This window comes from Pseudomonas brassicacearum, assembly GCF_918698105.1.
Lineage (GTDB): Bacteria > Pseudomonadota > Gammaproteobacteria > Pseudomonadales > Pseudomonadaceae > Aquipseudomonas > Aquipseudomonas brassicacearum_F.
On record NZ_CAKKMI010000011.1, the window covers coordinates 56,236 to 69,380 of the forward strand.

The 13,145-nt window shown below is 62.2% G+C and carries 13 protein-coding genes; 8 read left to right on the plus strand and 5 right to left on the minus strand.

The genetic code is table 11. The annotated features are described in order from the left end of the window. The first annotated feature begins 89 nt into the window (after positions 1 to 89). Genes cydP through LQ215_RS06925 form a run of 5 tightly spaced genes read left to right on the plus strand, consistent with a single transcriptional unit; the run spans position 90 to position 3,393 of the window. Positions 90 to 266 (plus strand): cytochrome oxidase putative small subunit CydP, encoded by a 177-nt coding sequence (gene cydP, locus LQ215_RS06905; protein ID WP_014338536.1) that lies wholly within the window; start codon positions 90 to 92, stop codon positions 264 to 266. After that, complete coding sequence (locus LQ215_RS06910) at positions 263 to 1,834, plus strand: cytochrome ubiquinol oxidase subunit I (protein ID WP_230148255.1); 1,572 nt, start codon at positions 263 to 265, stop codon at positions 1,832 to 1,834. The genes cydP and LQ215_RS06910 overlap by 4 nt, the downstream gene beginning before the upstream one ends. Beyond that, positions 1,827 to 2,963, plus strand: coding sequence for a cytochrome d ubiquinol oxidase subunit II (cydB, locus tag LQ215_RS06915; protein ID WP_230148257.1), 1,137 nt, complete (start codon positions 1,827 to 1,829; stop codon positions 2,961 to 2,963). The genes LQ215_RS06910 and cydB overlap by 8 nt, the downstream gene beginning before the upstream one ends. A gap of 23 nt (positions 2,964 to 2,986) precedes the next feature. Next, positions 2,987 to 3,109 (plus strand): cytochrome bd-I oxidase subunit CydX, encoded by a 123-nt coding sequence (cydX, locus tag LQ215_RS06920; RefSeq protein WP_003201151.1) that lies wholly within the window; start codon positions 2,987 to 2,989, stop codon positions 3,107 to 3,109. Further along, on the plus strand, positions 3,106 to 3,393 hold the full coding sequence (locus tag LQ215_RS06925; RefSeq protein WP_230148259.1) for a cyd operon YbgE family protein: 288 nt from the start codon (positions 3,106 to 3,108) through the stop codon (positions 3,391 to 3,393). The genes cydX and LQ215_RS06925 overlap by 4 nt, the downstream gene beginning before the upstream one ends. 89 nt (positions 3,394 to 3,482) lie before the next feature. On the opposite strand, the gene LQ215_RS06930 is transcribed toward LQ215_RS06925, so the two are convergent. Genes LQ215_RS06930 through LQ215_RS06940 form a run of 3 tightly spaced genes read right to left on the minus strand, consistent with a single transcriptional unit; the run spans position 3,483 to position 7,742 of the window. Continuing rightward, on the minus strand, positions 3,483 to 3,968 hold the full coding sequence (locus tag LQ215_RS06930) for a hypothetical protein (RefSeq protein ID WP_230148261.1): 486 nt from the start codon (positions 3,966 to 3,968) through the stop codon (positions 3,483 to 3,485). A 42-nt stretch (positions 3,969 to 4,010) separates the two neighbouring features. After that, positions 4,011 to 6,758, minus strand: a complete 2,748-nt coding sequence (locus LQ215_RS06935; RefSeq protein ID WP_230148263.1) for a cation-transporting P-type ATPase — start codon at positions 6,756 to 6,758, stop codon at positions 4,011 to 4,013. Positions 6,759 to 6,818: 60 nt separating this feature from the next. After that, positions 6,819 to 7,742 carry a universal stress protein gene (locus LQ215_RS06940; RefSeq protein WP_230148265.1) on the minus strand — a complete coding sequence of 308 codons (924 nt, stop codon included), beginning with the start codon at positions 7,740 to 7,742 and terminating at the stop codon, positions 6,819 to 6,821. A 271-nt stretch (positions 7,743 to 8,013) separates the two neighbouring features. Between LQ215_RS06940 and LQ215_RS06945 the strand changes: the two genes are divergently transcribed. Both LQ215_RS06945 and LQ215_RS06950 read left to right on the plus strand, forming a co-directional pair. Beyond that, positions 8,014 to 9,264, plus strand: coding sequence for an MgtC/SapB family protein (locus LQ215_RS06945; RefSeq protein ID WP_230148267.1), 1,251 nt, complete (start codon positions 8,014 to 8,016; stop codon positions 9,262 to 9,264). A 100-nt stretch (positions 9,265 to 9,364) separates the two neighbouring features. Further along, positions 9,365 to 10,276, plus strand: a complete 912-nt coding sequence (locus tag LQ215_RS06950; protein ID WP_230148269.1) for a universal stress protein — start codon at positions 9,365 to 9,367, stop codon at positions 10,274 to 10,276. 52 nt (positions 10,277 to 10,328) lie between these two features. Here LQ215_RS06950 and LQ215_RS06955 read toward each other — a convergent pair whose 3' ends face one another. After that, positions 10,329 to 10,892, minus strand: a complete 564-nt coding sequence (locus LQ215_RS06955) for a GNAT family N-acetyltransferase (protein WP_230148271.1) — start codon at positions 10,890 to 10,892, stop codon at positions 10,329 to 10,331. A gap of 246 nt (positions 10,893 to 11,138) precedes the next feature. On the opposite strand from LQ215_RS06955, the gene LQ215_RS06960 reads away from it, so the two are divergent. Beyond that, positions 11,139 to 12,032, plus strand: coding sequence for a universal stress protein (locus tag LQ215_RS06960; RefSeq protein WP_230148273.1), 894 nt, complete (start codon positions 11,139 to 11,141; stop codon positions 12,030 to 12,032). Here LQ215_RS06960 and LQ215_RS06965 read toward each other — a convergent pair. After that, positions 12,022 to 13,005, minus strand: a complete 984-nt coding sequence (locus LQ215_RS06965) for a zinc-dependent alcohol dehydrogenase family protein (protein WP_230148275.1) — start codon at positions 13,003 to 13,005, stop codon at positions 12,022 to 12,024. The genes LQ215_RS06960 and LQ215_RS06965 overlap by 11 nt on opposite strands. Positions 13,006 to 13,145 lie beyond the last annotated feature (140 nt).

Genomic DNA, 13,145 nt, shown 5'->3' on the forward strand with positions numbered 1-13,145 from the left:
GCGTGTTCGACACCTGTCCTTAACTCATTGTTTTATTAGACAAAATAATCAATCGAAGCGTTGGCATGCGCCGTGCTAATGCTTGCTCCATGACTATTTCCGATAAACGACTGCGTCGCCATCTGCTCACAGCAGTGCTGATCAAACTGGTCGTGCTGACAGTGCTGTGGTGGCTGTTCATCAAGGATTCGCGCGTCAGCGTCGACTCGAACACCATCAGTGACAGGTTCGGCGTACCCACCTCGGCTCAAGGGGCAAGCAAGTGATCTCAGAACAACTGGTGGATCTGTCACGGCTGCAATTCGCAGCCACAGCGCTGTACCACTTTCTATTCGTACCGCTCACCGTGGGGATGGTGTGGCTGCTGGTCATCATGGAAAGCGTCTATGTGATGACCGGCAATGTCATCTGGAAAGACATGACTCGCTTCTGGGGTAAATTGTTCGGCATCAACTTCGCCTTGGGCGTGACCACCGGCATCACCTTGGAGTTTCAGTTCGGCACTAACTGGGCCTACTACTCGCACTACGTCGGGGACATTTTCGGGGCCCCGCTGGCCATCGAGGGCCTGATGGCGTTCTTTCTTGAATCGACCATGATCGGCTTGTTCTTCTTCGGTTGGGATCGCCTGAAGAAAGAACATCATTTGCTGGTCACGCTGCTGATGGCCATCGGTACCAACCTGTCGGCGCTGTGGATCCTGGTCGCCAATGGCTGGATGCAGAACCCGGTGGGTTCTGAATTCAGCTACATCACCATGCGCATGGAGATGGTGGATTTCTGGGCCGTGGTCTTCAACCCGGTGGCGCAGGCCAAGTTTGTCCACACGGTGTCTGCCGGTTATGTCACCGGCTCGATGTTTGTGTTGTCGATTTCCAGTTGGTACTTGCTCAAGGGGCGTGATGTCGAGTTCGCCAAGCGCAGTTTTCGGGTGGCGGCCGCCTTCGGCCTGGCCTCGGTGCTGAGCGTCATCGTACTGGGGGATGAGTCGGGTTACACGGTGGGCGAGGCGCAGCAAACCAAGCTGGCGGCCATGGAGGCCATGTGGGAAACCAAACCCGCGCCGGCGGGCCTGACCCTGGTGGCTAGCATCAATGAAGCCGAATCCCGGAATAACTGGGAACTCGATGTGCCGTGGGTGATGGGCTTGATCGGCACGCGCTCGGTCAGCAAGCAGATTCCAGGCATCCATGACATCAAGGCGAAAAACCGCGCACGCATTCTGCGGGGCATTACCGCGGTCAATGCGCTTGAAGCGCTGCGCGCCGATCGCACCGATAAGGCCGCGTTCGATACCTTCGAAGCGTACAAGGCCGATCTGGGCTTTGGCCTGCTGCTTAAAAAGTACGTCGAGGATGTCAACCAGGCCACGCCGGCCATCATCGACAAAGCGGTGAACGATACCGTGCCGCGGGTGACCCCGATGTTCTGGGGGTTCCGGATCATGGTCGGCCTGGGCTTTGCCATGCTCGTGCTGTTCGGGCTGGCCTTCTGGAGCACCTTGAAGTCCAGCGGCGCATATCATCGCGGGCTGCTGCGCTGGGCACTGTTGATGCTGCCTGCGCCGTGGCTTGCCTGCGAACTGGGCTGGTTCGTGGCCGAGTATGGCCGCCAACCCTGGACCATCTACGGCGTGTTGCCGACCCACATGAGCGTTTCCACCCTCAGCGTCAATAACCTGTACGGCTCGCTGGCTGGGTTCGTCGTTTTCTACACGGTGCTGCTGGCGGTGGAAATGTTCCTGATGGTCAAGTTCGCCCGCCAGGGGCCCGGCAGCCTCGGTACCGGTCGTTATGTCTACGACGCCAAGTTGAAGGAGCTTCACCATGCTTGATTACTTCACGCTCAAGATCATCTGGTGGGCGCTGGTCGGCGTCCTGCTCATAGGTTTCGCCATCATGGACGGCCACGACATGGGCGTCGGCACACTGCTGCCGTTCGTGGGGCGCGATGACATGGAACGCCGGGTCGTGATCAACACCGTGGGCCCGCATTGGGATGGCAATCAGGTCTGGTTCATTACGGCCGGTGGCGCCTTGTTCGCCGCATGGCCGGTGGTCTATGCCACCGCGTTCAGCGGATTCTATTGGGCGATGATTCTGGTGCTCTGGGCGTTGTTCTTCCGCCCGGTGGGTTTTGACTATCGCAGCAAGATCCACAACCCGACGTGGCGCAGCACCTGGGATTGGGGGCTGTTCGTGGGTGGGACCGTGCCGCCGCTGGTGTTCGGCATCGCGTTTGGCAACCTGTTGCAGGGCGTACCGTTTCACTTCAATGAGTACCTGGTGTCAACGTATACCGGCAGCTTCTGGCAGTTGCTCAACCCTTTCGCGCTGCTGACCGGCGTGGTCAGCAGCGCCATGATTACGCTGCAGGGGGGCACATACCTGGCCCATCGCACCGAGGGCAGCATTCAGTCCCGGGCGATCAAAGGCGCGGTAGCCGCTGCGATCGTGCTGGTGTGTTCGTTTGTCGTAGCGGGCATCTGGCTGCAATGGATCGAGGGCTATCGCATCACGTCGCTCGTGGACACCGCCGGGTTGCCTGACATTCTCGGCAAGTCGGTCGTGAGGGAGGCGGGGGCCTGGATGGCCAATTATGGTCGCTACCCTTGGCTGTGGCTGCTGCCCGCGCTGGGACTCGCCGGCGCAGCCGGTGCGGCGCTGTTGCTGATGAAGCGCCATACCCTTTGCGCGTTCGTCGCGTCTTCGCTCGCGGTGGTGGGCGTCATCAGTACGGCAGGGGTATCGATGTTCCCCTTTGTCATGCCCTCGTCATCGATGCCCGCGGCAAGCCTGACCGTGTGGGACAGTGTTTCCAGCCACCTGAGCCTGGCCATCATGTTCTGGGCGACGTTGTTCTTCATGCCGTTGATCGTGATCTATACCGGTTGGGCGTATCGCGTCATGCGCGGCAAGGTCACGGCCACCCAAATCAACGCCAACGAGCATTCGGCGTACTAGTGTCGACAGAGGAGTGAAGCAATATGTGGTATTTCGCCTGGATGCTGGGAGTCGGTTTCGCACTGCTGCTGGCGATACTCAATGCAATGTGGGGCGAGAACGAGGCCGGTCGAGCCATGAGCGACCGTGACGAGGCGCAGCCATGACGCCGGATGGCGCAGAGGTCCAGCCCTCGTCACGGCTGCATCGGCTGAGCCTTGTCGTTGCGGTGACGATCATGTTGGCCTGTACGCTCTACCCGCCACTGATGACGGCGCCGGATGGGAAAGCCGACCATGCGCTGGCAACGGCGTTGTTCATTGCCATGAGCGTGGGGTTTGTCCGAGGGGTGGGGTTCATTCCCCGCGGGCTTGTCTGGCGAAGGCTGTTCTCAGGCTGGACTTGCCTGATGGCACTGGCGCTTGCCGGCGGGTTGACGTTGTTGCACTGAAGCCTGACGAGAAGCCCGGCGATGGCTGGGCGATGATCAAAAAAACTCACCTGCCGACGCGGCAGGTGAGTGGGGCACTGGAGGCCGGCCTAGCGAGCTGGCGGGCTCATTTGCTGTTGTTGCATCATCTGCTCCATCATCATCTGTTGCATGCCCATGTACCTGTCCATCATGTACTGGTGCTGCTTCATCTGCTCAGGCGTCATCTGGGAATAGTGGTTGCCCATTTGTTTCCAGCCCATCATCGGACCATTCCCTTTCATGTGGCCACCCATCATGCCGCCGCCGCAACACCCCATCATTCCATTCATCATCTGCATGCTTTGCCGCATCGTGGCCTGGTGATCCTGCATGAGTTTCTGGCGTTGCGCCGGATCGCTGGTGTTCTGGATCTGGGTCATCTGTTCCTGCATTTTTTTCAGGTTTTCCTGGGCCGTCGCCATTTGCTGATCGAATTGCTCCACGCCCATGGACGACTGCGGCGCCTTGGTGGCGTCGGTGGCTTGTTGGGCAAAGGTCAGCGTGGGGAAAAGCACCGCGGTCAGAGCGAGGGCGGCGAGTCTGGGTGCGTTCATGGTTCAGTTCCTTGCAGGCGGGTGGAGCGGGGAGTGGGATCGTCACGGTTGACGAGCGGACTCGGTTAAACGCAGTCGAAGCTGTTTTTCAATTTCGATGATGGCGAACAGCGCAATGCCCACCGCGATGATCAGCAGTCCGTCCTTGAAGGGCACGGCTTGGGTCGCGAACACGGCTTGCAGCGGCGGCGCGTAGGTGATGGCGAACTGGGCGGCGGTCACCACCGCGATGGTCGCCCACACCACCTTCGTACCTCGAAGGCCCTTCCAAGTCAGCGACGTGCCATAGAGATTGCGGATAAAGAACAGGTGGAAAATTTCCATCACGACCAAAGTGTTCACCGCCAGGGTGCGCGCCAGTTCGACGGAGTAGCCCCGGTCCAGGGTATAGGTAAAAATGCCGTAGACGCCGCACAGGAACAGAATGGAAACCAGCACCATATGCCAGACCAATGCGCCGCTGATCAACGGCTCCTGTCGTGAGCGCGGTGGCCTGCGCATGGTGTTGTCTTCGGTCGGCTCGAACGCCAGCGCGATACCCAGCGTGATGGCGGTAATCAGGTTGATCCACAGGATCTGTATCGCCGTGACGGGCAATGTAAGGCCAAACAGCAGCGCGACAATCAGGGTCATTGTCTCGCCCGCGTTGGTGGGTAACGTCCAGCTCAGGACTTTCTTGATGTTGTCATAGACCGTCCGGCCTTCACGCACAGCGGCCACGATGGAGGCGAAGTTATCGTCCGCCAGCACCAGGTCTGCGGCTTCCTTGGCGGCCTCACTGCCTTTGCCGCCCATGGCGATGCCGGCATCTGCGCGTTTGAGCGCGGGCGCGTCGTTGACGCCGTCGCCGGTCATGGCCACGGTCATGCCGTTGAGTTGCAGCAACGTCACCAGCCGCAGCTTATGTTCGGGGCTGGTACGCGCGAAGATGTTCACCTGCTTGAGCGATTCCCTGAGGGTGGCATCGTTCATGGCGTCCAGGTCGTGGCCGGTCAGTACCTTGTCGGGGTTGTCCAGGCCGATCTGATGACCGATGGCGCAGGCGGTGCCGGCGTGGTCCCCTGTGATCATCTTCACGGCAATGCCAGCCGCCTGGCATTGCTTGATCGCCTGGATCGTTTCCGGGCGGGGCGGGTCGATCATGCCCACCAGGCCCAGCAAGGTCAGTGTCCCTTGCACATCGGCAAATTCCAGGATGGCGTGTTCGGGCGGGACGGACCTGACGGCGAGCGCCAACACGCGTTGGCCTTTGCGGGCGATGGCATTGGCTTGCGCGTGCCAATAGTCGGCATCGAGCGGGGCCGTTGCCCCTGTGCCGCTGCGTTGGCACGCGCACATGGCCAAAATCTGCTCCGGCGCGCCTTTGACATAGATCGCGGCTTGTCGGTCATGGTTGTGATGCAGCGTCGCCATGAAGCGGTGTTTGGCGTCGAATGGAATGGCATCGGTGCGGGCCCAGGTGCCGCGTTCCTCGTCGCCGTTGATGCCGGCCTTGGCGCTGAACACCAGCAATGCCCCCTCCATGGGATCTCCTTCGACCTTCCAGGCGTCTTCGTGCTGTCTCAAGCTTGCGTCATTGCACAGGCTGGTCGCGCGCCCCAGTTCGGCCAGCACCGGGTGATGGGAGGTGTCGATCAACTGATCGGCAAGATTCATGTTGCCCGAAGGCTGGTAGCCGACACCGTCGACCGTGAAGGTCAGGTCACTGGTGACGACGGACGCCACCATCATCTCGTTACGGGTGAGGGTGCCGGTCTTGTCCGTGCAGATGACCGACACCGAGCCCAGGGTTTCGATGGCAGGCAGGCGCCGAACGATGGCGTTGCGACGCGCCATCGCCCGCACGCCCACCGCCAGGGTGATGGTGAGTACGGCGGGCAACCCCTCGGGTATGGCCGCGACCGACATGCCCACCACGACCATGAATATCTCGGTGAAGACGTAATGCCCGACAAAGTGACCATAAGCGAGTAGCAGGCCGGCGATCAGCAAAATCAAGAGCGTCAGCCAGCGGGCGAAGACATCCATTTGCTGTATCAGGGGCGTCGTCAGCGACTGCACTTCCGCCAGCAAGTTGCTGATGCGCCCGATTTCGGTCGAGGTTGCGGTGGCGACAACAACCCCCGAGGCTTGTCCGCAGGTCACCAGGGTGCCACTGAAGGCCATGCAGGCACGATCACCCAGGGCCGCTTCGATGGGCACCGGTTCGGTATTTTTTTCAGCGGGTGCGGATTCTCCGGTCAGGATGGCTTCCTGGACCTGCAACCGGTTGGCATGCAGCAGGCGCAGATCCGCCGGGACTTTGTCGCCGGCCTCCAGCAAGACGATGTCGCCGGGTACCAGTTCTTCACCTGCAATGCCCAGGCGTTCGCCGGCACGTATCACCGTTGCCCGGGGCGCCAACATGTTGCGGATAGCGTCCATGGCCTGTTCGGCCTTGCCTTCCTGGACATAGCCAATGAGCGCATTGGCCACCACGACAGCGAGAATGACCACCGTGTCCCACAGGTGCTGCAGCGTTGCGGTGATTGCAGCGCAACCCAGCAGCACATAGATCAGGATGTTATGAAATTGCAGCAGAAATCGCCGCCACGCCGGCCGCCGGGCCGACGCTGACAACCGGTTCAAACCCGTACGCCCAAGCCGGGCCTGGACGTCGGCGATGTCCAGCCCGGCTTGCTCATCGACACCCAGGTGTTTGAGCACCTGTTCGGCAGGCAACGTGTACCAGGCCAGGCCCTGCGAGGGCGTTGTCGGGTGCGCCGCTGGTAGGTTGCTCGGTCGGTTCATCAGCCACGTTCCTGTGGATACGAAGCGGTTGTTCTACAGGCCATCGGCACAGGCCTGCCTTCAGTCAACTTGCTGCGGCGCAATCACCCACAGGCTGCAGGGCATCTTGTACAGCAGGCCTTCGACGGTGCTGCCGATCAGCTTGTCCAGGCTGCCGTAGCGCACGCGCCCCATGACGATGACATCAATGTCATGGGACGCGGCGTAGCTCGCCAGGACCTTGGCCGGGTCACCCATGATCATGCGCCGTTGCTCCGGGGCGATGCCATTGCGTTCGGCCAGTGCATCGAAGGCCGCGCCCTGGGACTCGTAGAGCTGGCGGGCCAGGGTCGAGGAGAAGAACATCGAACCGTTGCCAAAACCGTATTCAGCGGCGGTTATGGACGAAAGGTCATAGGCGTAGATGACTTCCAGCGTCGCGTCGCAGCTGATGGCCAGCTTGTTGGCTTCGCTCAGGATCCGGTCATTGAGGCCTTCGTAGCGTCCGTCCTGATGAAACGGGTCGATGGCGGCCAGGATCTTGCGCGGACGCGCGTGGGCGACCTTGTTGACGAAGTGCAGCGGCACTTCGCATTCGCGCAACAGATGCACGTCCAGCGGCGTGAACATCAGTCGGGAGAACCACGACTCAGGATCCACCGACTTGATCAGCGCATCCATGGGCGCTTCCTTGAGGTGGACCAGGATCTCCTGCAAGGGGCGCTCGACCCACGTTACTTCTGTGGTGACCTCGATACCGAGGTTGCGCAGGGGCCTGGCCTGTTCCTCCAGCCACTGCCGATGGCGCTCGATGTAGCCCAGGCGCATCTGCTCCAGTGCTTGCTCGTTGACCAGGCCGGCCGTGGCCAGGCCTTCGAGGTAGTCAAAAGCGACAATATGCAGCGCCGCGCCTTCGGCCTTGGCCAGTGCGGCGGCCCGGTCGAACGCCGGGCTGTGTTCCATCAGTGGCGAGACGACCAGCATCAAGCGTGATTGCGTAGACATGACAAACCTCCCGGGCAAGGACCTGTTGGCGCCGGGCGAGGTTTCGCGCGGCGTGGTGTCTGTCATTGATCATGAGCGCCATGGCGCTCGCTAACTTGATTTGCATCAAACCCGCTTCAACGCGTTGCATCGAAGGCGGCAACGGCGAGCCAATCGCGCTATGTTTGAGCATGATCCATCGCCCCAGGGCACGAGCGCAGCCGGCTCGGGCCGCTGGATTGAGTGACAACCGCAGGCAGTGCCAGAGAGCCGTAACAATGACTGAAACCCGATGACTGAAACCCTGGCCTTTGCCAATGCCGCCGCCGCGCTGGGAATCGGCCTGCTGGTGGGGCTTGAACGCGAACGACGCAAAGGCGAGGGTGACCGGCGCGACTTCGCCGGCCTGCGCACCTTTGCCATCACGTCGGTGCTCGGCTACCTGGCGATCCAGTCGGGCGGTCCCTTGTTGCTGGGGGGCATGACCCTTGCCTTGGGCGCATTGGTGACCGTGGCCTATTGGCGCAATCTCGATAAAGACCCGGGGATTACCAGCGAGGTGGCCTTGTTCGCGGTATTGGCACTGGGCGCGCTCTGTGCGAGCGCCCCGGGCCTGGCGACCGCGATTGGGGTGGTGATGGCCGGGTTGCTCGCCAGCCGCCAGGCGTTGCACCATTTTGCCCGCAAGCAGTTGACCGCTACCGAGATGCGCGACGGCCTGGTGCTGTTGATCGCCGCGCTGGTCGTGCTACCGCTGGCGCCGGATCGCTTCCTCGGGCCTTACGACGCCATCAACCTGCGTAATCTGTGCACGCTCACCGTCATGCTGATGGCGGTGGGGGCGCTGGGGCATGTCGCGGTTCGGACCCTGGGGACCCGCTACGGCTATGCCCTCAGCGCGATTGCCTCGGGGTTCGCTTCCGCCACGGCGACTGTCGCGACCATGGGGGGCATCGCGGCCAAAGACCCGATCAATCTCAAGGTGGTAAGCGCCGCGGCAGTGTTATCCAATCTGGCAACGGTGGTTCAAATGGGCCTGATTCTCGCGGCCGTAGACCCCGCGCTGTTGCGTTGGATGTGGGGGCCGTTGGTGTGCGGGATGCTGACGGTATTGCTCTACGCCGGCCTGCTGACGTTTCCCCGGCCAAGGGCGCGGTCCGATGAAACCATCAAGCACGGCAGCGCCTTTAGCCTCAAGCTGGCGTTGACCATAGTCCTGGCGATGGCCGCTATCACCGTCCTGTCGTCGGCGATGCTCGATGCGTTTGGCCAGGCCGGGGTGACCGTCACCGCGATTTTCAGCGGGTTGCTCGACGCCCATGCCTCGACAGCCTCCCTCGCTTCCCTGGCCAAGGGCGGCTTGTTGCCCTTCGACGGCGTCGCCGTGCCGATCTTGATCGCGTTTAGCAGCAACTCCCTGAGCAAATGCGTGGTGGCCTGGCTCAGCGGCGGGCGAAGGTTTGCCGCGTATGTAATTCCCGGCCAGGTGCTGATAACGCTGGCGATGTGGGCGGGGCTGTTGCTCCCGAGTTTGTCAGCTTGAATGATGGCCGTTTGATAAAGATCAAGTCCCGCCCCTGGCATATGTTCATTCTGGAAACCTCAATCCTTTAAGTGGCTGTCGCCACGTGCCGAGGCTTTCCATGTCCCAGACTCAACGTTTATTGCTAGTGGCGCCTGACGCCATGATCCGTACGCCGGCGTTCGATCGCGCCACCGAGTTGGCCCTGGCGCTTGACCTGCCCCTGCACATCGTGGCGTTCGACTACCTGGAGCTGCTCTCGGTGGCCGGTCTGTTCGCCCCGGAGCAGGTCAAGCGAGCGCGCGAGGGCTATCTGGAAACCCATCGGCACTGGCTGTGGCAACAGGCCGAACTGGCGCGCCGGCACGGCGTCGAGGTGACCAGCGAGGTGGTTTGGAGCAAGGATGCCTTCCAAGCCTTGCAGCAATACGTCAAGGAGATGCCGATGGCGTTGATCATCAAGGACGCGCAGCCGGAGCCGGCGATGAAGCGGGTGTTTTTCACGCCCCTGGACTGGCGCTTGCTGCGTGACTGCCCGGTGCCGGTGCATCTGGTCACGGATTCGCGTCACCCGCGGCCGCGGCGAGTCCTGGCGATTGTCGATGTGTTGCGCAGCGAGGACCAGGACCTGGTGTTCAACGATCAGATCGTCGACGCCGCGGTCAAGCTGGCCGAGCAATGCAACGCCCAGGTCGAGTTGCTGCACGCCTTCGATTGGACGGCCGTCTACGCCTCGGACATGGGCATTGGTGCGCTGCCCCTGGCCACCGGGCTCTACGAAGCGTTGGGCCAGGCACAGCATGAGGTGTTCGAGTCCCTGGCCGAGCGGCATGGGGTCGCACCGCTGCAGCGCCACTTCATCGAAGGCTCACCGCTGAACAGCATTTGCACGTTCGCCAGCGATCACCAGATCGACGTCATCGTCATGGGCACCACGGAGCATCGTGGCCTGGACAAGCGCCTGGGCACCACCGCCGAGCTACTGCTGCAACGGGCGCCCTGCAGCGTGTTGGCGATCAAGCCGCAAGCGTGATTGGCGCAACGCTGCGCGAGGCCATGCCAAGGCCTCGCGCCAGCGTCCGGGGCTAAAGGTAGAGCCGGTGGATGACCTGCCGGGTGTCGTCGGGATCGCTGCGGGTTTCAAAATGCAGGCTGTGGGCAAGCTCGCGCATCGGGGCGTTGCTGGCGGAATCGATGGAATACATCTGGTGGAAGCCATTTTTACGCGCGGCCTCGATCAGGCGCTCCATTAACAACGTCCCCAGCCCCAGATGCTGCCAAGCGTCGGCGACGGTCACTGCGCATTCGCATTCGTGTTCCTGGGTCGCGCAATAGCGGCTGACACCGATCTCGATCAACTCGCCGTTGTCATGGACCAAGGCGATGTAGGCCATGTGTGTCTTGCAGTCGACTTCCATCAAGTGATCGAGCAGCGCCGCGCCTGGCTCATTGATTTGCGCCAGGAAGCGCATGTGCCGGGACTCCGGCGACAGGCGCATGATGAAGTCGTATTCGCGCTGGCGGTCCTCCTCCCTGAGCGGGCGGATCAAGACATGCCGGCCGTCCTTGAGTGGCTTGATCCAGTGCTTGCCACTGATGCTGGCATACAGGGCAGCGGCGCGTTCGTTGTGGTCTTTGATAGTGAGCATGGTGCGATCCTCCCTCGGATGTGCACGTGCGGTGCGATAAAAATCTACGCATTCGGTACTGTTCTACGCCCGCCACGACGATCGATTCTGATCTGGATCAGTGCCCGCGTATCCGTCCATCGATTGCCCTGCCTTTGATTCAGATCAAACCGTTCGGGGCCTTGATGGGCGCACGCTGGAGATCGCGCCGGAAAGGGCCGGTGCAAGGTTTTGGATTTCGTGTGGGCAACCCAATGGAGGTGTGCGATGGGGCAATACCAGCGTCTGCTATTGATCGTCGAACCTGATCTGCACCCCTCCGCAGCAATGCGCAGGGCCTGTGCCCTGGCCCGGGCCAGCGGCGCGGCGCTGCACTTGTGCGCGTTCGTCCAACCGCCGGCGCGCACCCACTTATGGGGTGAAAAAACCGACGAAGCGAGTGTGCAACGTTATCTGCACCGCTACCGCCGCTGGATGTTGGAGGAGGCGGCGCTGCTCAGGGAGGAAGGCCTGGATGTGACGACGCACGTGGTGTGGACGCTTCATCCGTTGCTGGAGATCCTGCGCTATGTCGAGCAGTTCCAGCCCGACCTGCTGATCAAGGACGTCACCCTCGAACCGTTGCTCAAGCGTGTGTTCGCCACGCCCCTGGACTGTCACTTGTTGCGCGACTGTCCGGTGCCGGTGCACCTGGTCAACCAGGCGGTGCACGGCTTGCCGCGCCGGGTCGTGGCGGCGGTGGACCCCTCGGACCCCGAGGCCAATGCCTTGAACGAGTGCATCGTCCAGACGGCCACCGCGCTGGCCCGGCAATGCGACGCCCCGTTGCATCTGTTGTACGCCTGCGACCTGTCGCCGGCTTTCAATGGCGAAGCCTCGTTGCTGGCCGGTGCCTGGGATGACGACTTTGCCGACGCCCTGCGCGAATCGCTGCATGCGGCGTTCATCAGCCTGGCCGAGCGCTGTGGCGTACCGGCGGAACGTCGACACTTCGTCGTTGGCCTGCCGGTGCCGGTCATCCGTGAGTTCATCGACGAATTCGAGGCTGACGTGGTGGTGATGGGCACGGTGCACCGCGCCGGCCTCGAGCGTTTGATTGGCAGCACGACAGAACGTGCCTTGTATTCGGTGCCGGGCAGTGTGCTGGCGGTCAAGGGATGAGGACGATGGCCCCGTTGACCTGGCCGCTCCTCAAGCGTTCCAGGGCTTGGTTGGCTTGGACCAATGGGTAGCAGGTCACGTTGCAATGCACGGGCGTACGCTGGATCTGCTCGAAAAACGCCACGCCGTCCGCGCGGGTCAGATTGGCCACTGAGCGCACGCTGCGCTCCTGCCACAACAGGCGATAGGGGAAGGCAGGGATGTCGCTCATGTGAATGCCGGCGCACACCACGCAACCGCCTTTGGCGGTGGCTTGCAAGGCCAGCGGCACCAGTTCGCCGACGGGGGCGAAGATCAGGCTGGCGTCCAGCAGATGTGGCGGAGCCTGATCCGATGCCCCGGCCCAGGTCGCGCCCAGCGAGCGGGCATAGTCCTGGCCGCTGTCATCACCGGGGCGAGTGAAGGCATAGACGTGCTGGCCCCGGCCCACGGCGACCTGGATCGCCAGGTGCGCAGCGGCGCCGAAACCATAAAGGCCCAAGTGAGGGGCGTTCTGTGCCATTTGCAAGGCGCGGAAACCGATCAGCCCTGCACACAGCAGGGGTGCGGCTTCGGCGGCCTCCAGTGTATCGGGCAGAGGGAAGCAGAACCGCGCATCGGCGACGGTGTAATCGGCATAACCACCGTCCAGCTGACAGCCGGTGAACAGCGCCTGGTCGCAGAGGTTCTCCCGCCCCGAGCGGCAGAACTCACACACGCCACACGTCCACCCCAGCCAGGGCACGCCCACCCGTCGGCCGATCCAGTCCGAGGCTACTTGCGCGCCAACGGCGGTGACCTCACCGACAATCTCGTGGCCCGGCACCCGAGGCAACCGGGCCTGGGGCAGTTCACCGTCGAACAGATGCAAGTCGGTGCGGCACACACCGCAGGCGTGCACCTTGATCAGCATTTGCCCGGCGGCCGGCGTCGGTTGAGGGCGCTCCTCCAGTTGCAAGGGCTGGCCAATCGTGTGCAGGACCATGGCGCGCATGAGCATTCTCCTGTGTGAACGGGCGCCCGCCCTGCCAGTAAGCGGCGCCAAGGCATCGAGCAAGCACCTTGTATGACCTTAGCGTCCCTGGTTCTGATGTAAATCAAGTCACCCTTATTCCCCCGCTCCAGAATCAGGCA